Genomic DNA, 24466 nt, shown 5'->3' with positions numbered 1-24466 from the left:
GTCCCGGCGATGTGGTTCCAGGATCCCGGGAGCCGTCCCGTGAAGCGAATCGCGTGACGTTCAAGGGCGGGTCTCAGCGGCCTCGACCCGTAGCCGTTCCCGCAGTTCGTACTTGCGGACCTTGCCGGAGGGGGCGAGCGGCAGTTCCGTCACGACCTCGACGCGTTCCGGTGTCTTCTGCGGGGCGACCCGGTGCCGGGCGAACAGTTCGCGGACCTCTTCGATCTCCAGCGTGCCGCCGTCGAGGACGACGAACGCGGCCACGCGCTCGCCGTAGCGCGGGTCCGGCTCGGCGACCACCGCCGCGTGGCGCACCCGGGGATGGGTGGCGAGGATGTCCTCGACCTCCTTGGAGGCGATGTTCTCGCCGCCCCGGATGATGATGTCCTTGATGCGGTCGGTGATGGTCAAGTAGCCGTCCACGTCGAGACGTCCGACATCGCCGGTGCGGAACCAGCCGCCGGGCACGAACGCCGAGGCGTCGTGGGTAGGGTCGCGGTAGCCGATGAACTGGCTCGGGCCCCGGGTCAGGACCTCGCCCTCCTCCCCCGCCGGCAGCTCGCGCAGGCCCTCGTCCACGACCCGCACCTCGTCGCCGAAGCGCACGACACCGTCCGTCAGCGACCGCTTCGACGCGGGGGCGTCCAGCGGGGAGGTCGCACAGCGCGGATGCTCGGTGCTGCCGTAGGCACGGGCCACGACGATGCCGGCGTCGTCGGCCCTGGCGACCAGCGCGGGAGGCACGTTGGCGCCCCCGACCTGAACGAAGCGCAGGCTGGAGATGTCCCGGCCGTGCTTCTCGGCCGCCGTGAGGATCGCCTCGACGTGCAGCGGGGTGCCGCTGGTGATGGTGCAGCGGAACTCCTCGACGAGTTCCACGGCGTGCGCGTCGTGCCAGCGGTCCATGTGCACGGTGTCCGTGCCGCCGGTGATCCCGCAGCACGCGGCGAGCAGGCCCGCGACATGGCCGGAGGGCCAGGGGATGAGCCGGGTGTCGCCCGGTGCCGTCTCGTTCATCAGGTCGCCCTTGCGCAGTTCGCGCAGCAGCGAGTTGTGGGTGTGCTGCACGCCCTTGGGCACGCCGGTCGTCCCCGAGGTGTAGATCACCGCGCACACGTCGTCCGCCATTACGCCTTCGGGCGGCCGTATCTCCCCTTCCCCCGCGAGGAGTTGGGCCCAGGGGACGGTGTCCTGAGCGGGCCGGTCGCCGATCATCACGACGTGCTTCAGGGCGGGCCCGGGGTCGAGGCGGGACAGGCGGGCGGTGAAGTCGATGGAGCGCCAAGTGTCGGGCAGGATCAGCACCTTGGCGCCGGCGTCGCGCAGGATGGCGCCGACCTCGGCCGAGTCGTAGATGTGAGTGATGGGCAGCACGACGGCGCCGATCAGCCAGGCGCCGAGGTACGACACCACGAGTTCCTGCCGGTTGGGGATCTGCACGGCGACCACGTCACCGGGCCCCACTCCCATCCGGCGCAGTCCGGTCGCCGCGCGGCGGCCGAGGGCGAGCATGTCGGTCAGGGTGAGCGTGGTGCGGGTCGCCTCCGAGGCGAACACGAACCGCGTCTCCGGGAAGCGCCGGCCCGCGTCTTCCAGGGCCTCGGCCATGGTGCGCGAGGAGTAGTGGCCCTCCCGGTACCAGCGGTCGCGCAGCACTGCGAGGTCGTGCTGTCGCTGCTCGGGTGTCATGGGAGTCACTCCTGGATCCGGATCGCGAGCGCGGGGCACACGGCCGCCGCGGTGCGGACGTCGTCGGCCACCTCCGGCGGCGGGTGCTCGGTCAGCAGGACGACGACGCCGTCCTCGTCACGCTGGTCGAACACGTCCGCCGCCGCGGCGACGCACTGCCCGGCGGCGACGCACTTGTCCTCGTCGACGACGACCTTCATGAAGCCCTCCCAATTCGCTTGGCGTACGGGCCCGGGCCGCGCCTCCCCGGCAGGGAGACGCGGCCCGGACCGCGCTGACTCAGTGGTAGCGGGACAGGGGAACGCGGGCGACGATGCCGTCCACGGCACCGCCCTCACGCGCGTCGGACCAGGTGACGTAGGCGTACTTGCCGTGGATGAGGATCCGCGACCATTCGTCACCACCACTGCCGAGGAAGGTGTACGGCTCGCTCGTCCGGTTGACCTTCACCGTGCGGGGAAAGCTCCTCCCGCCGTCGAAGGAGACGGTGGAGTAGGTGTCGACGAGCCCGCCCGCCACGTGCCGCCACATGATGCCCAGCGTTCCCTTCGGACCGAAGTCGATCCAGGGCTTCGAGGCGCCCGGTGCCGCGACCACGGCCGGACCGGTCCAGGTGCGGCCCGCGTTGTTCGTGACGTACACCTCCAGGTTGTCGCCCCGGGGCAGCAGGAGCGCGAACCGGTCCGTCCGGGTGGGATCGGCGGTGACCCAGGGGATCGGGTCCGACGCCAGCAGTCTGGTGTCCGGCACGAGGTCGCCCGAGGGCGGTGCGACCTGGACTCCATGGCTGTCGGTGACGGGGTACGCGGTGAAGGTCTGCCCGTAGTCGCGGCTCACCTCGAACACGGGGTTCACGGGCTGGACCGAGACCCCGCCCACGACCACCTCCGACGTCGCGCTGGCCAGCACGCCGTTGTGCACCGCGATCTGGTTGCCGAAGGGCTGGTCCGGGAGTTCCGCGACCGGCGTCCAGGTCAGACCATGGTCCTTGCTGACCGTGACGGCCGAGGGTCCGGGCTGTCCGACCGGGCTGGCGCCGACCGCGTAGACGTAGTCGGTGGCGGTGTCCACCCGCAGCCGGGGCGTGGCGGCGCGGACGGCCGGGGTGTCGACGGCGTGCGACCAGGTGCGTCCGCCGTCGGTCGACCTGGCGACCCCGAGCTTGTTGGGCACTCCGTCGCAGGTACCGGTGATCGGTCCGTCCGGGTCGCCGGGGCAGCCCAGTTGGTTCCAGGCGAGGTAGAAGATCCCCTTCGAGTCGACGGCCAGATACGGGTCGCCGCACTGCGGATGATCACTGACCGGCCAGGCCGTACGGGTCCAGGTCCGGCCGCCGTTGGTCGAGAACGCGGCGTAGCACTCCACCCGGACGAGCGTGCCGCCGTCGACGATGTGGTCTGTCGACGCATACACGAGGTTGTTCGGATGCTTGGGGTTGACCGCGACCACCGGCTGACCGTTGACCCGGTCCGGCGTGTTGGGGGTCGCATCGACCTCCAGGATGCCGCGATGGCCCGCCGGACTCGCCTGCGCGCTGGTCACCAGGAACGGAAGCGCGACCACGGCGGCGATCAGGCCGGAGCCTAAGACTCTCGCCGCTCTTCGCACCCGTCCGTGGACGGGACTGTGCACTGCTCTCATGCCTGCTCCTTTGAAGGCTGCAACTCTGCGGTCACGGACGGCTGTTGATCGTCGCCCGTGGTGTCGGCCGCACCGCCGGGCAGGAAACAGACCTCGTCGCCGTCGAGCGCGAGTCGGCCGTAGTGCGGTGCGGGAAAGTGGGCGGGGAAGACGAACGCGTCCTCGTCGAGCGCCCGTTGGACGAGTGCGCGCCGGGTGGCGACGGCCGTGTCCAGGTCGTCGCAGCCCGGCAGATGCAGTTCGGGACGGGTCAACTGGACCGGGTGGTGGAAGGCGTCTCCGGTGAAGTACGCCCGTACGCCACCGGAGTCGAGCCCCAGCACCGCGTGCCCCAGCGTGTGTCCCGGTGCGTGCTCGACGGTCAGGCTCGGCGAGATCGCGTACGGCAGCGGGACGACCTTGGCCAGGCCCGCCTCGGCCACCGGACGCACGCACTCGTCGAACACGTTGGGGTTGAAGTCGTTGGTGTGCGTCGGCCCGGCCGTGTCCCACCGCCGGTACTCCTCCTCCGCGAACACGTAGTCTGCGTTGGGGAAGGTCGGCACCCAACTCCCCTCGCTCCAGCGGGTGTTCCAGCCGCAGTGGTCGTGGTGGAGGTGGGTGCAGAAGACGACGTCGACCGCCTCGGGCGTCACACCCGCGGCCGCGAGCCGGTCCAGATAGGGCACGTCCAGCCCATCGAAGTAAAGCCCCCTGCCCGTACGGCCGTTGCCGGTGCACGGGTCGACCAGCACCGTGCGGCCGTCGACCCGCAGCACCCAACTGTGGTTGGAGAACTGGAAGTTCATCGTGGCCCGGTCCAGGAACCCGCTGGGCAGCGGGTCCACGTGGCGCGCGATGAGGGCCGCGTCGCCGGTCAGGAGGGTGAGGGAGACCGGGAGGGTGTGCTCCTCGATCCGGTCTGTCGACGCGTGGCCCAGGCTGAGTGTCCGCATGTCGTGATGCCTTCGGTGAGGGAGGTCGTGCCGGTGATCCGAGTCGTCGACCTCGTCGGACTCGTCAGCCGAGGCGTTCGCGCGCGTCGGCGGGCGACTGCCGTACGGCGTCGCGCAGGAGAACGGTGAGTCGGTCTGCGGGCAGCGGGGCACCGGGGCAGTCCAGGAACCAGCGCATGACGTCCTCGTCCGCGGTCAGGCCGGTCGGCCGCGGGGGCAGGTACGGCTGGACGTAGGCCGCCGTGTTCGGCTCGCTGCGCCAACTCTCCGACAGGGGACCGAGGTCGACGGTGTCGTAGCCCAGGGCGTCGAGCAGCCGGATCGCCTCTTCCTTGGCGGCATGGCTGTCACCGGCGATGGGCAGCGCGCTGCGGTCGGCGGCGCCGGTGGGCCGGGCCAGGATCTCCAGACGGAGGAAGTCGATGTTGTTGCACGCCTTGACCACCCGCGCGCCCTGGAGGTGGCGTTGCACCAGCTCGCTGGAGGTCAGTTCGCGGGAGTCCAACTCCGGTACGGTGCCATCGCGTTCGGGGTAGTAGTTCATGGTGTCCAACACTGTCTTCCCCGCCAGGGCGTCGGCGGGAAGCCGTCGATGGGCGCCCAGGGGGACGGTGGCCACCACGATGTCGGCCTCCCGGGCCGTGTCCGCCACGGTGGCGGCTCTGGCGCCCTCTCCCCACCGCGCCACGGTGTCGGTCAGGGTCTCCGGGCCACGGGAGTTGCTCACCACCACGTCCAGTCCGGCGGCGAGCGCCAGCCGGGCCAGTGCCCCGCCGATCCGGCCGGCTCCGATGAGTCCGAGGGTCTTCGTCACGTCCCGGTCCTTCCGCGTCAGTGGGCGGTTGCAGTAGGCGAATTCAGTAGGCGATCGCGACATGGAGGGCGGACTCGCGGTCGCCCGCCGTCTCGATCGCCTCGATGATCCGGTCGAGTTCGAAGGTGTGGGTGATGATGGAGGCGAGGTCGAACTCTCCGCTCTCCATGATCTTCATGACGTCGACGACATCCTCGGGCCGGTACCCGCCGGGGCCGACGATGGTCTGCTGGCCGTAGGCCAGCCGGACCAGGTCGATGGCGACCGGCTTGGGGTGGACGGCGACCGCGCCGATGCGCGCGCCGGCCTTGGCCATGGACTGGATGGTGGCGAACAGTTCGTCGGGCCCCGCCGCCTCGACGTAGATGTCGACGTCGGGGAAGGTGCCCATCAGGCTCGTCACCTCGCCGAACTCCTCACCGGCGCGCGAACGCAGGTCCTCCCGCGCGGAGTTGCAGGTCAGGAAGCCGAGTCCGGCGGCCTTCGCCAGCCGGAACTCGGAGAGGTCAACCACCATGACGTCCGAGGCGCCGAAGCTCTTCAGCGCGACGGCCGCGGCGATCCCGATGGTGCCCGCGCCGAAGACGATCGCCTTCTCGCCGCGTTGCGGACGGCAGCGGCGTACGGCGTTGTGGGCCACGGTGAAGGGCTCGATGAGTCCGGCGACGGGCGTCGGGATCCGGTCGCCGACCTTGAACACCTGCTCCCCGACACGGCAGTTGGGAACAAGGATGTACTCGGAGAACCCGCCCAGGCAGCCGGCGCGGTGCGGGTCGCCCTTGGCCAGCAGGGGGTAGGGATAGACGCGGTCGCCCACCGCCAGGCCGGTCACCTCGCCGCCCACCTCGGCGATCTCCGAGACGACCTCGTGGCCGAACTGCTCGCCCTTGAGGATCTGGTGGGCGCCGGGACCGTGCCGGTAGACCGACACGTCCGAGCCGCAGATGCCGGCGTGCAGGTTGCGAAGCAGCACGTCCCGCGGACCGCAGGTGGGGGTCTCCAGCTCGGTGACGGTGATGTCGAGCGGCCCGTTGTAGATGGCGGACTTCATCGTGGGTCCTTCCGGTCCGGGAGGGCGGGTGGGCATCAGGTCTCCCTCGTGGTGAGCGCCGCGAGGGCGCCGACCGTGCCGGGGAGTCACGGCTCGCGAAAAGTTAGGGGGACGATCGGCGGCGCCGGGTCCGGTATCCCGCTGGGCGGACCACTTTCTCCGCGACGCGACGCAACGAGACGGGACGGGACGGGACGCAACGAGACGGGACGGGCCGGGCCGGGGCCTCGGTCCGACGCCGTCTCGCTCAGTCGGCGCGCAAGGTGCCGGCCAGTCCGCCGTCGACCAGGAGGTCGGTGCCGGAGATAAACGACGCCTGGTCGGAAGCGAGGAACGCGACGACTCCGGCGATCTCGATCATCGTGCCCTCGCGGGCGAGCGGGGTCCTGGCGTAGAGCTCGCGTTTGACCGGGCTGTGCTCGAACTCGAAGGCGCCCATGGGGGTGGCGATGAGCCCCGGGGAGAGACTGACGATCCGCGCACCCCGCGCTCCCCACGCCGCCGCCTCACGCCGGCACAGGGACAACAGGCCGTACTTGGAGAGGTGGTAGGCCATCGCGGAGGTGCGCTGCTCCGCGTCGAGCGCCTCCTTGAGGCGGCTCGCCGTTCCGGCCTCGTGCGGGTCGCGCAGTACGGCCTCGACGGCGGCGCTCGGGGTGACGGTGTGCGCGGCGAGGGAGGAGATGAGGATCGCCGCCGCGCCGGGCGCCGCGAAGGGGAGCAGCGCGCGGGTGACGAGGGCGGCTCCGGTGAGGTTGACCCGCACGATGCTCTCGAAGTCGGCGGCGGACGGGGAGAGTCCGGCGACGTGCGCGAGCGCGGCGAACCCGCCGCGCCGTCCCACCTCCTCGGCGAGTTCCTGTACCGACTCCGGCCGGGTGATGTCGCACTGCACCGGCTCGGCGTCGGCTCCCTCGTCGCGCAGCCGGTGCGCGACCCCGTCCGCCCTGTCCTTGTCGATGTCCACGACGAGCAGCCGGTGCTGCTGCCCGAGCCGTCGCGCCACCGCCGTACCGAGGCCACCGGCCCCGATCACCACGGCGAGACTCCAGTCCGGGCGCTTACTCGTGCCGATCTCGTGCATGTGCGGGGTCCGCCTTCCAGGTCCCGGCAGCCCGGCCGGACGCTTGGGGAGGGGGCCCGGTGCCGACGGTCAGTCTGGTCACCGCCGTACCGGGTGGGTTCCGCGTCGACCGGTGACCGGAACAGTTCCTCCGCATCACCAGGCGGGGGTACGGAATCCACGACGGTAGAGGGGCTGCTCCAGGTCGTACGGCAGGTCGGGCCGCTGTGCGACGACCGACGCCGGGGTGGCCGGCAGGTCGAAGGGGAGCCTGCCCTCGGGGCGGGCTCTGCCGGTCAGGACGTCCAGGAGGGCTTCTTCGGACAGGCCGAAGTGCGCCACGAGGGCGGTCACCTTGTCGCGGATGTCGGTGAGGATCGCGGGCCGGTCGAGCTGGACGGCGGCGACCGAGGGGATCCCGGCCGCCCGCACCGCCAGCACGGCCTGGTAGTCGGCGTTGGTGTCCTTGTAGTCGAGGTCGGCGAGATGGAGGCCCGATCTGGGGGTCTGGAGCAGCAGGACGGCGAGGTCGGCCCGAGCGGGGTCGGCCACCGGTGTCAGTCCGTAGGCGGTCAGCGCGGCGGCGGAGAGTCCGTAGCCGTAGACCTTCGTGCCGGACCCGGCTCTAAGGGGCAGAACCCGGTCTCGGTTCTGGAGCAGCACCACAGAACGGTGCTGGGCCCGGAGTGCCGCGGCCCTGAACGTGCCGTTGCCTACGGTCCGTTGGGCGACGTCCAAGTCCGCGAAGGGGGCTTCGAACAGTCCCTGGCGGAACTTCTGGAGCAGGATACGGAAGACCGAGGCGTCGATACGGCGCTCGTCGACCCGCCCGTCCTGGACCGCGGCGACGATCCGGTCCGTGCTCGACGTACCGCCGAACTGGTCGGCCCCGGCGTCGATGGCCTTGGCGAACCGCTCCTCCTCGGTGAGGGTCTCGACTCCCCATGGTTTGCCGGACACCGGGTCCTCGGGGTCGGTGGGCGGGTCGTCGGTCACCTGCCAGTCGGTGAGGACGACGCCGTCGAAACCGATGTCCCGGCGCAGCAGATCGGTGATCAACTGCCGGTTGAAGGCGGCGCCGACCTGCTCCAGGGGGCGGCCGAAGAGCGTGACCTGCTGGGCGATCGAGTACATCGTCATGACCGAGCCGACCCTGGCGCCGTGGACGGCCGTACGGAAGGGCCGCACATGGGCCGGGAAGCCGTGGCCGGGGAAGGCCGCGTACTTCCCGTACAGGAAGTGGCTGTCGTAGCCGCCGACCTGTGCTCCATGACCGGCGAAGTGTTTGACGACGCAGACGACGCTCTCCGGTCCGATACCGCCGGAGCCGTGCTGGAAGCCGCGGATGTACTGCGCGGTGAGGTCCGTGACGACGTCGACGTCCTCGCCGAACGTGCCGTTGATCCGGTTCCAGCGGGGTTCCGTGGCGAGGTCGGCCTGCGGGGAGAGGGCGATCGAGAAGCCCACGGCCCGGTACTCCTGCCGGGCGGTGTCGGCGAACGCGCGCACCAGGTCGCGGTCGCCGATGGCCGCGAAGCCCAACGTGCCCGGCCACTTGGTGAATTCGCCGGCGGGGCTGCTCTGGCCGCCGAGGGCGGCGAAGCCGTTGCGCGGGTCGGTGCTGAGCGAGAGGGGGATCCCCAGGCGTCCGGTCTCCGCGATCTCCTGGAGCGTGTTGTTCTGGCTCACCAGGACCGCCGTCTCCGTCGCGAACATGGAGAGCAGCGAGGTGATGTGCCGGTCGGCGATCATCGGGCGGATCGGCTTGTAGACGGCCGGGTATCCGGCGGGTACCTCGTCGAGGAAGTAGGCGGTGGCCGCGCCCGCGAGCGGGTGGACCATCGTGCCGGCCTTCTCGGCGAGCGTCATCCGGCCGACCAGGTCACGGGCCCGGACCTCGGCCGGTAACCGCCAATCCTCGTACGGGTGCAGCCGGCCGTCCTTGCTCTGGTCCTTGAAGAGCAGGCCGTCCTTCCTGATGAAGGGCACGTTCCTGCCGACGAGCCGTGGCTGTGCCCGGCGCCCGGTGCCCGCCGGGACGGCCACCGCACCGGCGGCCGTGGCACCCATCAGCTTGAGCAGCCTGCGTCTGTTCGGCTCTCCTCCACGCTCCGCCACAACTGCTCCCTCCGGCCTAGGTGTTGTCGAGCGGGAAATGGCATGCGACGTACTGCCCCTCGCGCACCTCACGTACCTGCGGCTCGCTGACCGCGCACTGGTCCGCCGCTCTCGGACACCGGGTACGGAACCGGCAGCCCGTCGGCGGTGCCAGGGGTGACGGGACGTCTCCGTCGAGCTCCGGTCCGGCGAAGCCCTGGTCGGTATCGAGCAGGGGTACGGAGTCGAGCAGAGCCCTGGTGTAGGGGTGGGCGGGCCGCTCGTAGACCAGGTCGGCGTCGCCGAACTCGCAGACCTTGCCGAGGTACATGACCATGACGTCGTCGCTGACCGCGCGGACGACGCTGAGGTCATGGGCGATGAACACGACGGTCAGGTCGTAGGCGGCCTTGATGTCCTCGATCAGGTTGAGTGTCTGGGCCTGCACGGAGACGTCGAGGGCCGACACCGGTTCGTCGCAGATCAGCAGTTTCGGGTTCAGGGCGAGGGCCCGGGCGATCGCCACCCGTTGCGCCTGCCCGCCGGAGAGTTGACGGGGCATCAGCTCGGCGAACCGGCCTTCGTCCAGGCCCACTTGGGCCAGTACGGTGGCGGCCCGTTCGGTGCGCTCGGCAGCCGGTACGCCGCCGATCACCAGGCCTTCCTCCACGACGTCCCGCACCTTGCGGCGGGGGTTGAGCGAGGCCACCGGGTCCTGGAAGACCATCTGCATGTCGCGTCGCAGCGCGCGCATCCGCCGGTCGCGTGCCTGGTCGATGCGCTCGCCGTCGAACTCGATCGTGCCGCGGGTCGCGCGATCCAGGCGCAGGACGGCCCGGCCCGTGGTGGACTTGCCGCAGCCCGACTCGCCGACGATGCCGAGGGTCTCCCCCGGCAGGACGTCGAAGCTGACCCCGGACACCGCCTGGACGACCCCGGCGTCGGTGGCGTACTCGACGACCAGGTCCCGTACGGTCAACAGGGCGCTGTCGCCGCGGAGATGGGCGTTCCCGCTACCGGCCATCGTGGTCTCCCGTCAGCGGCGGCAGGTCGGGCGGCGGGACCGGGACGCAGCACGCGACCCGGTGGTCGCGGCCCACGGAGGCCATGACGGGCCCCGGGGTACCGCACTCGGTCCGCACCGCCGTGCAGCGCGGTCCGAAGCGGCAGCCCGTCGGCGGTGCCACGGGATCCGGCAGGGCACCGCGGATCAGCCGCAACGGGGTGTGGCGCTGGTGGTCGATGGTGGGAACCGCCTCCAGCAGGGCGTGGGTGTACCGGTGGCGTGGTGTCGTGAACACCGTCCGGGTCGCCCCGACCTCGGCGAGGCGGCCCGCGTACATCACGGCGGTGCGGTCGGTGCGGCCGGCCACCACGGCGAGGTCGTGGCTGATCAGCATGAGGGCCGTCCCCCGGTCCCGCTGGATGCGGCGCAACAGGTCGAGGACCTGGCGTTGCACGGTCACGTCCAACGCCGTCGTCGGCTCGTCCGCGATGACCAGGTCGGGTTCGCAGGCCAGCGCGATGGCGATCATCACGCGCTGGCGCATACCGCCGGACAACTCGTGCGGGTAGTTGCGCAGTCGGCGCTCCGGGTCGGGTACGCCCACCTCCACGAGGAGGTCGACGGCCCGGCCCCGCGCCTCCGCACGCCCGACGCCGAGGTGCCGTCGCATGCCTTCGGTGAGTTGTCGTTCCACCCTGACGACCGGGTTGAGGGAGCGCCCCGGGTCCTGGAGCACCATGGCGATCTGGGTGCCCCAGATCTTCCGCAGCTCGCCCGGGGACAGGGTGAGCAAGTCCCGTCCACGGAAGAGGATGTGGCCACTGCATCCCGCGCCTCTCGGCAGCATGCCCATGACCGCCTTCGCCGTCACCGACTTGCCGGAGCCCGACTCCCCCACGACGGCCAGCGCCTGTCCGTGCCCGATCGTGAGGGAGACGTCGTCGACGGCCCGTACGACACCGCGCGGTGTCCCGATGTGGACCCGCAGATCGCGGACTTCGAGGATCGGCTCAACCCGGTCCGCCGCCTCGCCTAGTGCTTGATCCACAGGTCCTCCGGGAGCAGCGAGCCGAAGCCGTACTGGGTGAGGCCGCCGACGTTCTTGCCGGAGATCGCGCTGCCGGCGATGCGCAGGATCCAGAGCATCGGGCGCAGGGCCACGAGCCGCTGCTGCACGGTCTCGTAGGCGGCCTTGCGGTCCGCGACGGTGGTGGCCGTACGGCCCTTCAGCAGAGCCGCGTCGAGCTGGGCGTCGTCGATGCCCGTCATGTTCGTCGGCGAATCGCCCTGGAAGGCGGTCCAGAGCCTGGGCTCCGGGTCGTTGAAGGCGGCGGACGACACCACCGCGTCGAAGTCGTGCGAGGTCTGGAGGGGGATGAACTCCGCGTAGTCGACGACCTTGATCTTCATGGTGACGTTCTTGAACTTGCTGAGCTGGGACTGCATCGACTCGGCCTGGGCCTTGTTCTCCGTCGACGCGGTGGTGGTGAAGGTGAAGGAGACGGGCTTGCCGTCGGCCGCGATCGCGTCGAACAGCTTCTGCGCGGCCGCCGCGTCGGGCTTGCCGACCGGGGTGTCGGTGTAGAAGGGCGAGGCCTTGCGGAACACCGTGTCGACGGTCTCGCCGGTGCCGTTGTAGACCGACACGTTGAGGGCGTTGAAGTCGATGGCGTCGGCCAGCGCCTCGCGGGCGCGGATGTCGTTGAAGGGCGCGCGCCGGGTGTTGAGGGCGAGGTAGGTGCCGCCGCTGAGCGGGGAGGTCGTGGTCGGCAGCCCTGCGTCCGAGGCCTTCTTCAGGTTCTCCCAGTTCTGCTCGATGGCGAGGTCGGCGCCGCCGCTGATCACGGTGTTGACGCGCTGCGTCGCGTCGAGGGCTACCGTCAGGGTGAGTTGGTCCAGGTAGGGCTTGGGCTTGTCCCAGTACTTGGTGTTCTTCACCAGCACCATGGCGTCCTGCCGGCGCCATTCCTTCAGGGTGTACGGTCCGGCGCCGACGGGGTGTGCGTCGTAGGCCTTCGCGCCCTTGCCGAGCGCGGCCGGTGAGGCGATCCAGTTCATGGACGTGGTGACGACGGACTGGGCGAACTGCGCCATGGGCTCCGCCAGCGTGACCTTCAGCGTCGTCGCGTCGACGGCCTGCGTCGAGGTCACGAGCGAGGCGTCGGCCTGGTATGGGGACGCGGTGGCCGGTACCCGCATCCGGTCCCAGTTGTACTTCACAGCAGCGGAGTTGAACGGGGTGCCGTCGGAGAAGGTGAGCCCGTCGCGCAGTTTCAGCTCGAAGGTCTTCCCGCCGTCCGAGGACGTGAAGGAGGACGCCAGGGAGCCGCGGATCTTCCCGGTCTCGGGATCGTCCGTGAGCAGGGTGCCGTAGAGCGCGTTGCCCACGATGGCGCCGCTGACGAAGTTGTTGCCCATCTGCGCGGGATCGAGGGTGCGGAGCTCGCTGAGGGTGAGGACGCGGGCGGAGCCGCCCGCAACGGGCTTGCCGGTGGCCCCTGTTGACCCGGTCCCGCTCTTCCCGCCCCCTCCTCCGCAGGCACCCAGCAGGAGTGCCGCGGCGGCGACCGCGATCGTGGTGAAGCCCCTTGTACGGATCATCGTTGACCCCTTGTCGTAGACGGGCTGGGAGACCGGCCGACCCCAACTGGGCGCGGTCCGGGCGGTGTCAGTCGTGCAGATCCCGGTCGAACCGGTGCCGCAGGTGGTCGCCCGCCTGATTGAGGGCGAACACGGTGAGGAAGATGAACGCGGTGGGCACGAAGACGAGGTGCGGGTAGTCGCCGACGGAGTCCTTGCCGTCGGAGATCATTCCGCCCCAGCTCGGCGAGGGCGGCGGGATGCCCATGCCGAGGAAGCTCAATGAGCCCTCCGCCGCGATCAGCGCGGCCATCACGACCGGCAGATAGGCGCCCAGCGCGGGCAGCAGGTTGGGCAGGATCTCCCGCGCCAGGATGCGCCGCCTGCTCGCGCCCATGTTGCGGGCCGCGGTGATGAACTCCCGCGAGGCCCAGGACAGCGTGTTCGCCCTGGCCAGCCGGATGAAGGTGGGGACGACCAGCAGGGTCAGCCCGATGAGGATGGTCGACACGCTGGGGGTGAGGACGGCGGCGAGCGCGAGGAGGAGGATCAGCGGCGGGAACGCGAGCATCGCGTCCGCGATCAGTCTGATCACCGAGTCGGTACGGCCGCGCAGGTAGCCGGCGACCATGCCGAGCGCGGTTCCCACGACCGAGCCGATCAGGCCCGCACCCGCGCCGACGAGCAGCGAGACCCTGGCGCCGTAGACGCAGCGCGAGAGCAGCGAGCGGCCCAACTGGTCGGTGCCGAGCAGGAGATCGAGCGAGTCGAGGCCCGGTGTCTGCCGGGGCAGGCCGATGGGGCGGTCGTAGGGCGCCAGGGGGAGGATGTCGGCGAACGTGGCCGCGAGGACGATCACGGCGAGCCAGGTGTAGGCGAGTGTGACGAGGAGCGACCGGCCGCGGTGCACGGCCGGGACGGAGGGTTCCGTCGCGGCGCCGTCGTCGGTTGTGGTGTCGGGTCCCTTCGTGACGGTGTGCTGGGTGCTCGTCATGCCGCGGCCGCCTTTCTGACCCGGGGATCGAGCCAGTGGTAGCTGAGGTCGACGAGGGTGTTGACGAGGACGTAGACCACGACGACGAAGACCACGATTCCCTGCACCGAGACGAGGTCACGGGAGACGATCGAGGAGACGACCAGTTGGCCGAGGCCGGGCAGCGAGAACAGGATCTCGACGACGACGGTCCCGCCGATCAGCCGGCCGAGGTTGATGCCGGCCAGGGTGATCAGGGAGAACGAGGACGGTCGCAGCGCGTGGCGGAACATGACGTAGGCGGGGCTCATGCCCTTGGCCCGGGCGGCGGCGATGTAGTCCTCGCGGAGGGTGGAGATGAGATCCGCGCGCAGGGCGCGATGGAAGGTCGCGATCTCGGTCAGGGCGATCGACAGGGCGGGGAGCAGGGCGCCGCGCAGGTTCGCGCCGAGGCCGTCGGTGCTGACGCGGGCCCAGCCGCTGACGGGGAGCCAGCCGAGTCTGAGTGCGAAGAAGTAGATGAGGAGGGGGCCCGCGATGAAGGCGGGCACCGACAGCAGTACCGACGACAGGGCCGTGGTGGCGCGGTCCACCCAGGACCCTTCCCGCGCGGCGGAGACGATGGCCAGGAGGACGGCTACGACGAGGGACAACGTCAGTGCCATGGCGGCGAGTTCGAGCGTCACCGGCAGTCGGGTGACAACAGCGTGCAGGACCGATTCGTTGGTGACGGGCGAGGTGCCGAGGTCGCCCCGGACCGCGTGGCCGAGCCAGTCGGCGTACTGGTGCCAGAGGGGTTGGTCCATGCCCAGCTCGGCGTTGAGTCTCGCGACCGCGTCCGGTGTGGCGTTCTCGCCGAGGATGACGGAGGCGGCAGAGCCCGGCGCCAGACTCAGCAGCGCCACGGAGCCCATCGTGACGAGGATGATCACGACCAGGCTGCGAAGGACCCGTCTCGCGGTGGTGAGCACCATGCGACTCGCTTCCTTGGGAGGCGTAGGTGAGATGTGCGGCTGCGCCCCGGTAGGAGCGGAGTTGGCTCGATGGGGGCTCAGCATGGGGACTGGCCGGAACCGATTGGCGGCGGGTGTCCGCTGACCGGAACAGATTGTCGGCACGGCCGGTCCCCCGCTGTGGGGAGGAGTCAGTGCACGGGGAGCATGGGCTGCGGGCGGGACGGCTCCGCCGTGGTCGTCCGTCCCCTCTTTCGCCGCTCGCGGCGGGTCTCCACCATCGTGTAGAGGGTCGGGATCAGCACGAGCGTGAGCAGTGTGGAGCTGATCAGGCCACCGATGACCACGACGGCGAGGGGTTCGGAGATGAGTCCGCCCGCCTCGGTGATACCGAGTGCCATGGGGATCAGGGCGAAGATCGTGGCGAGGGCGGTCATGACGATGGGCCGCAGTCGGCGCAGCCCGCCCTCGATCACCGCCTGGCCGATACTCATCCCCTGCTCGCGGTACTGGTTGACCAGATCGACGAGGACGACCGCGTTGGTGACCACGATCCCGATCAGCATCAGCATGCCGATTAGCGCGGCGAGGCCGAGCGGGGTGCCGGTGATCAGCAGCAGGAGGATCGCGCCGGTCGCGGCGAAGGGGATGGAGACGAGCAGCACGAGTGTCTGCCGGATGCTCCGGAAGACCCCGATCAGGAGCAGGAACACCAGGGCGATCGCGGCGACCATCGCGAGACCGAGTTGGGAGAACGCTTCGCTCTGGTCGCTGGTGACACCGCCCATGGTGTAAGCGGCGCCCTTCGGCAACTCCACTTTGTCCAGGGCGCTTTCGACGGCGGAACCAGCCGCTCCGGTGTCGTCGCCGACGGGGACGGCGGAAACGGTGGTGGTCTGCTGTCCGTCAGTGCGGGTGCGCTCGGCGGGGGCCTCGGTGCGAGTGATCGTGGCAACGGCACCGAGCCGCACGGGGCCCGACCGCGTCGGGATCTCCAGTTTCCCCAGCGCCGCGGGTGAGTTGGGAGTGGCGCTCGATGCCCTGATGACGATGTCGCTCCGCTCGCCGTCGAGGACGACCTGTGCGGCGGTCGTGCCCTGGAGCGCCTGGTTCACCGCAGCGGCCAAGTCGGCGCCGGTCAGGCCGTGTTGGGCCGCTACCTCGCCCTTGGGGACGACGTTGATCTGCGGGGCGCTCTCGGCGAGGTCGCTGGTCACCTCGGTGACTTCGGGGACCTTGCTCAGTGCCTGCTGGATCCGGTCGGTCGCGGTGCGCAGCGCGGCGGAGTCGTCGGCCTGGACCGTGACCTGGACATCGCTGCCGCCGCCCACGCCGCCGCTCGCGGCGAAGGCGAAGTCCCCTGCCGAGCCGCCCAGTTGGCCAAGGCGCTTCTCCAGGCTCGCTTGAAGACTCTCGGCGTCGACACCGCCGTCGAGGACGATGGTGTACGTCGCGGTCGACGCTCCGGTGTCATTGGCGCTGCTCGGACCGGTGCTGCCGAGACTTCCGGCGGTCACCTGGTAGACGGAGACGCCGTCCGTGCCGGCGATGATCTTCTCCACCTGTCGGGACGCGGCGTCGGTGGCGGCGAGGCTGCTGCCCGGCGACAGCGTCTGGGCGAGTCGCAGGCTGGTGGCGTCGGAGCCGCCGAGGAAGCTGGTCTTGAGCGCGGTCGTCATGGCCAGGGTGAGCACCAACAGGGCGAGCGATCCGGCCAGTACGGTCTTACGGCGACGCAGCGACCACGTGATCAGCGGCAGATACCAGCGCTGGAGGCGCCCCTCGCGCTCCTCGGCCTCGACCCGCCCGCGGTACTCCTCGGGATCGACGGAGCCCGCGTCGGCGGGAGGCTTGAGGAACCAGTACGCCAGCACCGGCACGATGGTGAGCGACACCACCAGCGAGGCCAGCATGGCCACCGTGACGGTGACGGCGAAGGGGCCGAACAGTTCGCCCACCATGCCCGAGACGAAGGCGATCGGCAGGAAGACGGCGACCGTGGTGAGCGTGGAGGCGGTGACGGCGGAGGCCACCTCGCGCACCGCGCCGATGATCGCGTGGTCACGGTCCTCGCCGTACGCGAGATGGCGTTTGATGTTCTCCAGGACGACGATCGAGTCGTCGACGACCCGTCCGACGGCGATGCTGAGGCCGCCGAGGGTGAGCATGTTGAGGCTGTAGTCGCGGGACCACAGCACGATCAGCGCGATGACGAGGGACAGCGGGATCGAGATCGCGGTGACCAGGGTGGAACGGGCCGAGCGCAGGAACAGCACGATCACCAGGACGGCCATGACCAGACCCAGGAGACCTTCCTTGAGCAGTCCGTGCACGGAGTCGCTGACCTGAGGGCCGGCGTCCGCGACCACCGTCAGCCGGGTGCCGTCGCCGAGTTTCTTCTCCAGACCGGGGACGAGTGCGCGCACATCCTCGGAGATCGATGCGGCGCTGCCGTCGTGGTCCATGGTCACGCTGATGCCGAGGCTGGGTTTGCCATCGGTGCGGGTGAGTGAAGTGGCCTCGGCGTAGGCGTACTTGACCGAGGCGACGTCCCGAAGCCGAACGGGCTCGGAGGTGTCGCCCGTCGCACTCGCGGGCGGGGACACCCACAGCTTCTTGATCGCGTCCAGGCCGGTCACGTTCTCGGGCACGGAGACGCTGAGCGACTCCTTGTCACCGCTGACCGAGCCGGCGGCGTGCGTGCCGAGGTCGGACAGGGCGGTGGAGAGGTCCTGTGCGGTCAGGCCGGCCGTGCTCATCGCCGTGGTGTCCGGGGTCACGGTGACGAGCCGGTCGCGGGCGCCGGAGACGGTGACGTCGTTGACGCCGTCGACGTTCTTCAGCTCCGGTACGGCCTCGTCGCCCAGGGCGGCCGCCAGGGTCTGCTGGGAGGCCTCGGAGGTGGCGGCGAGAACGATGGTCGGCTGGTCGTCGGTGCTGCCGGTCATCACCAACGAGTCGACGCCCTCGGGCAGTTGGGCCGGGATCCTGGACACCGCCTGCTGCGCCTTCTGGGCGCTGTCGTCGATGTTCGCCTCGAAGTCGAGCTGGAGGACCACCACGGCGGAGCCCTGGCGGGAGGTCGAGGAGACGCTCTCCACCCCGTCCAGGGACTTGACCGCGTCCTCGATCGGCACGGCGACCTGGCGCTCCACCACTTCGGGGGAGGCACCGGTGTAGGTCGCGGCCACCGTGACCATCGGGAACGACAGGTTGGGGATGAGCTGTTGCTTGATCGACGGGATGGCGTAGACGCCGAGGGCGACAACGAGAAGGGTGAACAGCGCGGCCAGTCTTCGGTTGGCGATGCTGATCCTGGTCAGCCAGGACATCGTCGGGATTCTCATTCCGTAGGGCAAAGGGCGGACAGCGCCCCGCAGTTGGGGCGCCTTCCCACCCTGCTGGTCGCGCCCCACGCATGGCGTCGCCCTGACGCATGGAACCCGGCTACCGCGCCCGCGCTACCCGCCTCCGGCGCCTACCGCGCGGGTGGGTGGCCTCCCGGCCTCACCAGGCCGAACTCGTAGGCGATGACGACGAGTTGAGCGCGTTCGCTGACCCCGAGCTTGGCCATGGCCCGGTTGATGTGGGTCTTCACGGTGTGCCTGCTGAGCTGGAGATCCTGGGCGATGCCGTCGTTGGACAGGCCCTTGGCCGCGAGGGTCACCATCTCCCGCTCGCGCGGGGTGAGTTCGGCGAGCCGGCCGGGCGTGGTCGGCAGCGGTGTGTACTGCTGCTCCCGGAACCGCTGCATCAGGGCGAGTGCCGCCGCGGCCGAGAGGGTCATGTCCCCTCGGGCCACCGTGTCGACGGCCGCGAGCAGTTCGGGCGGGTCGGTGCCCTTGCCGATGAACCCGTTGGCGCCACTGAGCATCGCCTCGGCGACGTACTGCTCGGTCTCGAACGTGGTCAGCACGAGGATCTTCACGTCGTCGAGCGAAGGGTCCTCGCGGATCGAGCGGGTCGCCCGGAGCCCGTCCGCCCTCGGCATCTCGATGTCCATGAGCACCACATCGGGTGCATGGGCGCGGACGAGCGCCAGCGCCTCGTCGCCGTCCGAGGCCTCTCCTACGACCTCGTAGCCCGGGCTGTTGTCGAGCAGCAGCCGGAGGGTGCCGCGCAACAGGGTCTGGTCGTCGGCGAGCAGCACCCGGATCGTCACGGCGCCACCGCCTCGACGGCGGCCAGGTGCTGCGCGCGCCCGGTCTCATGAAGCGGCAGCACGGCCGTCACCAGATATCCGCCACCGTGGACCGGACCGGCCTCACAGGTTCCCCGTACGGCCGCCGCGCGTTCCTTCATCGACAGCAGCCCTCGGTGTGTCCCCTCTGCCGCGACGCGGGTCGAGCGAGGGGAGGGGCCGTTGCGTACGGTCAGCACCAGTGCGCCCGGGGACCAGCTCAACCCGACTTCTGCCGCGTCGGCTTGGGCATGCTTCTGCACATTGGTGAGGGCCTCCTGGAGGATGCGGAAGGCGGTGACGTCCACGCTCGCGGACGGTCTGCCCGGCTCGCCGCGTCGATGCACCTCCACCTTGAGCCCGGCGAGCCCGAACGACTTGGCGAGGTCGTCCAACATGGCCAGACCGGGCGTAGGTTGAAGGAACCGCGCGTCGCTGTCGGCGCCCTGACTGAGCGCGCCAACGGTGGTACGCAATTCTTGCAGAGCGACTTTCGCCCCGTCGCGGATCTGCTCCAACAGGCCGTCGCTGCGCGGTACTCCGGCGTTCTCCAGATGGACGCCGACGCCTGCCTGTGCGTGGATCAGGGTCAGTTGGTGGGCGACGATGTCGTGCAGGTCGCGGGCGATCCGGACGCGTTCCTCGGCGACCTGGCGTGCGGCCTCCCGGGTCCGGGTCCGCTCCGCGCGCTCCGCCCGTTCGCGCAGCCCGTCGACGACGGCACGTCTGCTGCGTACGGCGTCACCGACGGCGGCGGCCGCGACGATCCACGCGATCGCGCCGAGCCGCTGCGGGTCGACCGGCTGCTCCGCCTGGAAGGCGAGCACGGTCACCGCGGCCCAGGCCGTCGTCAGGGCTGCCGTCACCCACGCGCCGCGACGGCCGGTCCGCAGGGCGACCGTGTAGACGGCCACCTGGATCGCCGGGATCACGGCGTCGAGACGGGTACCCACGGCCTGGTTCAGGACGGTCAGCACCAACACCGCGGCGAGCGTCGACACGGGGGCCCGGCGCCGCACGAGCAGCGCGCCGCTGCCGGCGACGATGAGGAACGCGGGTCCGGCGGCGAGTGCCAGGACATCACCCCGGTCGATCACCTGAAGGGTGAGCAGTCCGAGCACGGCGGTGATCACCGCGGGCAGCCAGGTCGCGACTGCCGGGCGCCGCATCGCTCGTACATTCGGAATGGCTGCCTTCATCCCTGAAGGGTAGACGGCGGGGGTGCCGCCTCACGTCCCGCGCACGCGGCAGCCGGTGTACCGCGATCGCGGTAGGCGGAGCGGGTGCCCGCCGGGGGTGCCTACGGCTTCTGTATGTGCTCGCCCCGTGGCAGGACCCTTGATCTTCGTCCTCGACGTGGCGGGCAGGGTCGCTTGAGCCCTTGCGGGCGTTTGCGGTGGGGCACCGCCATCCCGTAGTCGAGACAGGCACCCGTCGCCCGGCACCATCACGTCCGGCCAAGCGGGTTGCACCACTTCCTTGCGCCGTTGCAGAACAGGGTCGCTGCCATCGTGTTGCCGCTGATCGATGATCGCTTCCAGCCGAGGCCTCATGGCCGCGCGTTGAGCGGGCATGAGACCCCGGACCATCGCCATCTGGATGTCCGAGGTTCCTGAACATGCTGAAACCGGTGCAGGACCCGGCGGCCGTGGCAGTGAACAGTCGCCGGGATCCGTAGGGCCGCTCCGCGGCCGCTACCTCGTGCGGCCGGGGATCAGGGAGCGATCCCCACGCCGTCGATCCGACTCCACGCCCGTTCCTGCGCCGCGGTCATGGCGGGCCAGACGAACCCGCCCGGCCGGGGGCGGATCCGCGAGGCATACGGTGCGGGGCGGAAGGCGGGGTCGTAGAAGCATCCGCCGCCGTAGGTCCGGTCGAAGGCCGCGCAGGAAGCGGCGATCGAGCGCGGGGTCGGCTTGTGTCCGTGGCGTACCCAAGTGTCCAGAGCCGCAAGGGAGTCGGCGTACTCGGAGTCGCTCAGCGCGCTGTGCTCGGTCTCCGTCGTGAAGGTCTGGACGAGGTTGCCGCCTCGGCCGGCGCCCTGGAGAGTGGCGCGGTAGGCCGCCTCGTGCTCGACGAAGGCGGTCGGGTCGTCGATCGCGTGCAGGGTGAGGACGGGGATGGAGACATTGCCGGTCAGGTCGCTGTCGTAGGAGAGGTCGCGGCGCGCGGTGGGGTCGGCGGAGAACCGCTCGACGCCCGCGTTGAGCGCCTTGTCGTCGTGCGAACCCGAGTACCGCACGCCCCGGTTGCTGAAGGGATTGCGGCCGCCGAGCCGGGTCGACACGATGTCCCGGAACGTGAAGGTCGCGAACCGCAGATGGGACTCCAGCGCACGCTCCGGGATGCGGGTGACGGCGAGGATGTCGTCGAGGTTGCGCTGCTGGAGCGCGGTCCGCTCCGCGGGGGCGGAGGCGAAGCCTGTGCACTCCTGAAGGCGGGCGCGGAGTCCGGCGCTCGTCATGGTGGAGTCGGCGCGCAGCCCCTGCCACAGCGGGTACTGCGGCTCTGTCGGGCGGGGGTGGTTGTGGCAGTAGTACTGGTAGACCACCCGTAGGTCGACCCGGTAGTCGTAGCCGCGCGAGCCGCCGCCGAGGACGCCGCTCGTGAGCAGCGCGCCGTCGTAGGCGCCGGGGCGTCTGCCGTAGGTCTCCGCGACCTTGGCGGCGACGTCGCCGCCCCAGGACTGGCCGTGCACGTAGGTCCGCTTCGGCTTCCCGAACGTCGAGACGAAGAGTCTGCGCACGTTCTCGGTGTCGGCGGCGGCCATCCGGGTCCCGTACCCGCCGCGGCGGTAGGAGGAGCCGGCCCAGGCGTAGCCCTCCTCGACCATCACCGCCCAACGCCCCAGATCGTCGGTGCTGCGCGACGGGTCCGAGGAGTCGCCGAGATCGGGTCCGCCGTGCGCGTGCACGACGAGGGATCCGTTCCAGCGGGTCGGCACGGCCATCGCGTAGTACGCCCCGTTGGCGTCCTGGCCGGTGTAACAGGTCGCCTTCCCGACCAGGTCGGCCGGGCAGGTGGCTACGGCAGGCCTCTCGGTCTGCGCCGGGGGCGCGGCGGGCGCGGGGGCGTTGCCGAGCGTGCCGAGGAGTGCGGCGGCGAGGCCTGCGGCCAGGGCGGCCCGGCGGTAGCGCGGGGCCGGTATTCGGCGGCGTACCGGTACGGGTGCGTCAAGTGTCGTCACGGGAGCGGCTCCTACGCGTTCGCTGTGCGCGGTTGCGCTGCGAACCGTGATGCTAGGAACCGCCGCAGGTGGGGACCACCCGTCGATCATTGCGTTCATAGTGTTCGCCCGGCGGGCGGACGGTCGAGCGACACGACAACCGCTCATCACACCGCTGTTCCGGAGACGGGGCGGAGGGTGAACGAGCGGTGACGATATAGTTATCTTTTGGGCCGGGAACCTGTCACGCCGTCATCTGGGCTGTTCGGAGGACGGGGAGAGGAAGCCGGTCCGGTCGAATACGGGACAAGGGGGGCACGGGGTGCGGCAGGCAGGTGTGCTCGATGTCGGGTGCCACAGCGCTCTGCTGACGGTTGTTCGGCGGAGTCCTGGCGCGCTGTTGGAGCCGGTTTTCTCCCGCAAGGTGCGGCTGAGGCTGCACGAGACCCTCGACCACAAGGGACGGCTGGACCGGGCCGGCGTGAAGAGCGTCGAGGAAGCCGTGGCCGAGGCCGTCGCCGCGAACCCGCGTCCGCGCGGACCGGAAGTGTTCGCGTTCGCCACCTCCGTCATCCGGGACGCCCCCAACCGTGACGCGATCATCGCGAGCGTGGCGCGCACCACGGGCACCCGCCTGCGCGTGCTGACCGGCGAGGAGGAGGCGCGGCTGGCCTATGTGGCCGCTCGCCAGTGGGCGGGCCCGGAGGCCGGCCCGCTGCTCGTCCTGGACATCGGCGGCGGCACCCTGGAGATCGCCTCCGGCACCGGGGACCAGCCTCACGCCGTGCACTCGCTGCCGCTGGGCGCGCGCAGGATCACCCGGGACTGGCTGCCCGGCAACAGCGTGCCGTCCCAACGCCGCCTGGCCGAGATCCGAAAGCACCTGCGCCGGTCCCTGGAAGACGTTCCCGGTCTGCCGCTCGCCGAGCCGGGCACTCGGGTGCTGGCCTGCTCCAAAACCTTCGAGCAACTCGCCCGGCTCGCCGCGGCCCGGGGCAAGGCGCCACGAGCCGCGCGGCAGTTGGCGCTGCCTCACCTGCGCGCTTCGGTCGCCCTGTTGGCCGGGGCGAAGCCGTCCCGGCGTGGCAAACTGCCCGGCATCTCGCGCCATCGCGCCGAACAGTCCCTGGCCGGAGCCCTGATCGCGCAGACCCTCATGGAAGCCTGCGGGGCCAAGACCGTCGAGATCTGCCCTTGGTCCACCCGCGAAGGGCTGCTGCTGGAACACCTCGGCATGCCCGGCACCACAACCGCCCGCTCTCGCCGCGCCGGCTGAACTCCGGCGGACGCGGTACCGGTCCCGATCTCATGGTCGGGCCGGCGCGCGAGTGTCCCGCGAAGCCTGCTCGCGCCGCGAGGGACGGACGGCCAGGAAGCCGAGCGCCCGCGTCCGTGTCGTCAGCCGGCCGCTCCCGCGGCGGAGACTGCCGCGCGGGCCGCGCGTTCGACCGCCTCGATGCCGCCCTGCATCGACGCGTTGCCGTCGGAGAGGACCGCGACGAGGTAGTGGTGTGTTCCCGAGGTGACGCGTCCGACGCTGTTGATGTCCCACAGGCCGGTGGTGGTGCGTTGCAGCCAGCCGTTCTTGAGGGCCCATCCGGCGTCGGAGGCCGCCGAGACGCCCCATGACTGGCCGGCCGCGATGCGGGTCATCAGCGTACGGATGTAGGTCTGGGAGGCGGGGGTCAGTACGGGCTCGCTGGAGGACGAGGTCCCGGCGTCGGCGAACACCGCGCGCAGCAGGCGGATCTGGTCGGTCGCCGTGGTGCGCGTGAGTCCCCACTTGCCGCCGGCCCCGCCCACGGTCGAGGAGAGGCCGAGGCGCTTGTTCGCCGCCTCCAGGCCGGACGCCAGGCCGATCTCCCGCCAGAGCGCGGTCGCCGCGTCGTTGTCGCTGTGCTCGATCATGACCTCTGCCAGGGTGCGCTCCTGCTGGGTGAGGCCGCGTCCGGCGTCCTGCGCCTGGAGGAGCAGCGTGGCGAGGATGTCGACCTTGATGATGCTGGCCGTGTCGTAGGGGACGTCCTTCCCCCGCACCTGTGGATTCCGGGCGGGGTGGTCCAGGTCGAGCACGGCGGTCGTCACGCGCGCCAGGCTCGTCGCCGTCGGCTGCGCGGGGCCGGCGGAGGGCTCCGACGTCCCGGCGACGGCAGCCGCCGGGCCGACCACACCGACCGCGAGGAGGGTGGCTATGGAGCCGGTGAGGAGCGCCGCGCGGAATCCGGTACGCCTGCCGCGTCGGCCGGGCGTGTTCGTGCTCAGCGTGGTCGGTCGAGGATTCGGGCGGTACGGCATGAGGCCTCGGTGGTTCGGGGGCG

General features: G+C 70.7%; 19 protein-coding genes. 1 reads left to right on the top strand and 18 read right to left on the bottom strand.

What is annotated here, in order from left to right:
• Positions 1-60 precede the first annotated feature (60 nt).
• From OG223_RS51265 to OG223_RS51185, 17 genes are all read right to left on the bottom strand, one after another.
• Positions 61-1689 (bottom strand): AMP-binding protein, encoded by a 1629-nt coding sequence (locus tag OG223_RS51265; protein ID WP_329264606.1) that lies wholly within the window; start codon positions 1687-1689, stop codon positions 61-63.
• A 5-nt stretch (positions 1690-1694) separates the two neighbouring features.
• Positions 1695-1889, bottom strand: a complete 195-nt coding sequence (locus OG223_RS51260) for a ferredoxin (RefSeq protein WP_329264604.1) — start codon at positions 1887-1889, stop codon at positions 1695-1697.
• 79 nt (positions 1890-1968) lie between these two features.
• On the bottom strand, positions 1969-3330 hold the full coding sequence (locus OG223_RS51255) for a sialidase family protein (RefSeq protein WP_329264602.1): 1362 nt from the start codon (positions 3328-3330) through the stop codon (positions 1969-1971).
• The gene (locus tag OG223_RS51250; protein ID WP_329264600.1) at positions 3327-4265 is read right to left on the bottom strand and encodes an MBL fold metallo-hydrolase; all 939 of its coding nucleotides are present in this window, start codon (positions 4263-4265) and stop codon (positions 3327-3329) included. Before OG223_RS51250 ends, OG223_RS51255 begins: the two co-directional genes overlap by 4 nt.
• Before the next feature lie 64 nt (positions 4266-4329).
• The gene (locus OG223_RS51245; RefSeq protein ID WP_329264599.1) at positions 4330-5079 is read right to left on the bottom strand and encodes an NADPH-dependent F420 reductase; all 750 of its coding nucleotides are present in this window, start codon (positions 5077-5079) and stop codon (positions 4330-4332) included.
• A 43-nt stretch (positions 5080-5122) separates the two neighbouring features.
• Positions 5123-6130 (bottom strand): zinc-dependent alcohol dehydrogenase, encoded by a 1008-nt coding sequence (locus OG223_RS51240; RefSeq protein ID WP_329264598.1) that lies wholly within the window; start codon positions 6128-6130, stop codon positions 5123-5125.
• A gap of 247 nt (positions 6131-6377) precedes the next feature.
• The gene (locus OG223_RS51235) at positions 6378-7214 is read right to left on the bottom strand and encodes an SDR family oxidoreductase (RefSeq protein ID WP_329264595.1); all 837 of its coding nucleotides are present in this window, start codon (positions 7212-7214) and stop codon (positions 6378-6380) included.
• A gap of 135 nt (positions 7215-7349) precedes the next feature.
• A complete protein-coding gene (locus tag OG223_RS51230; RefSeq protein WP_329264593.1) occupies positions 7350-9311 on the bottom strand; it encodes a glycoside hydrolase family 3 protein in 1962 nt (653 codons plus the stop codon).
• Between the two features lie 16 nt (positions 9312-9327).
• Positions 9328-10314 (bottom strand): ABC transporter ATP-binding protein, encoded by a 987-nt coding sequence (locus tag OG223_RS51225; protein ID WP_329264591.1) that lies wholly within the window; start codon positions 10312-10314, stop codon positions 9328-9330.
• Positions 10304-11344 carry an ABC transporter ATP-binding protein gene (locus OG223_RS51220; protein WP_329264589.1) on the bottom strand — a complete coding sequence of 347 codons (1041 nt, stop codon included), beginning with the start codon at positions 11342-11344 and terminating at the stop codon, positions 10304-10306. The genes OG223_RS51225 and OG223_RS51220 overlap by 11 nt, the downstream gene beginning before the upstream one ends.
• Positions 11329-12897 carry an ABC transporter substrate-binding protein gene (locus OG223_RS51215; RefSeq protein WP_329264587.1) on the bottom strand — a complete coding sequence of 523 codons (1569 nt, stop codon included), beginning with the start codon at positions 12895-12897 and terminating at the stop codon, positions 11329-11331. Before OG223_RS51215 ends, OG223_RS51220 begins: the two co-directional genes overlap by 16 nt.
• A 67-nt stretch (positions 12898-12964) precedes the next feature.
• Complete coding sequence (locus OG223_RS51210; RefSeq protein WP_329264585.1) at positions 12965-13870, bottom strand: ABC transporter permease; 906 nt, start codon at positions 13868-13870, stop codon at positions 12965-12967.
• On the bottom strand, positions 13867-14823 hold the full coding sequence (locus OG223_RS51205; protein ID WP_329264583.1) for an ABC transporter permease: 957 nt from the start codon (positions 14821-14823) through the stop codon (positions 13867-13869). Before OG223_RS51205 ends, OG223_RS51210 begins: the two co-directional genes overlap by 4 nt.
• A 170-nt stretch (positions 14824-14993) precedes the next feature.
• The gene (locus OG223_RS51200; protein WP_329264582.1) at positions 14994-18134 is read right to left on the bottom strand and encodes an efflux RND transporter permease subunit; all 3141 of its coding nucleotides are present in this window, start codon (positions 18132-18134) and stop codon (positions 14994-14996) included.
• A 146-nt stretch (positions 18135-18280) separates the two neighbouring features.
• A complete protein-coding gene (locus OG223_RS51195; protein WP_329264580.1) occupies positions 18281-18964 on the bottom strand; it encodes a response regulator transcription factor in 684 nt (227 codons plus the stop codon).
• Complete coding sequence (locus OG223_RS51190; RefSeq protein WP_329264578.1) at positions 18961-20181, bottom strand: sensor histidine kinase; 1221 nt, start codon at positions 20179-20181, stop codon at positions 18961-18963. The genes OG223_RS51195 and OG223_RS51190 overlap by 4 nt, the downstream gene beginning before the upstream one ends.
• Positions 20182-20696: 515 nt before the next feature.
• Positions 20697-22169, bottom strand: a complete 1473-nt coding sequence (locus tag OG223_RS51185) for a DUF6351 family protein (protein ID WP_329264576.1) — start codon at positions 22167-22169, stop codon at positions 20697-20699.
• Between the two features lie 301 nt (positions 22170-22470).
• Here OG223_RS51185 and OG223_RS51180 point away from each other — a divergent pair, with 301 nt between their 5' ends.
• Positions 22471-23424 (top strand): Ppx/GppA phosphatase family protein, encoded by a 954-nt coding sequence (locus OG223_RS51180; RefSeq protein ID WP_329264574.1) that lies wholly within the window; start codon positions 22471-22473, stop codon positions 23422-23424.
• 122 nt (positions 23425-23546) lie between these two features.
• On the opposite strand, the gene OG223_RS51175 is transcribed toward OG223_RS51180, so the two are convergent.
• The gene (locus OG223_RS51175) at positions 23547-24443 is read right to left on the bottom strand and encodes a serine hydrolase (RefSeq protein ID WP_329264572.1); all 897 of its coding nucleotides are present in this window, start codon (positions 24441-24443) and stop codon (positions 23547-23549) included.
• Positions 24444-24466: the final 23 nt, after the last annotated feature.

Source organism: Streptomyces sp. NBC_01478 (assembly GCF_036227225.1).
In the GTDB taxonomy this organism is placed as follows: domain Bacteria; phylum Actinomycetota; class Actinomycetes; order Streptomycetales; family Streptomycetaceae; genus Streptomyces.
Note: the sequence above shows the minus strand (reverse complement) of the source record. Positions and strands in the feature narration are given on the sequence as shown.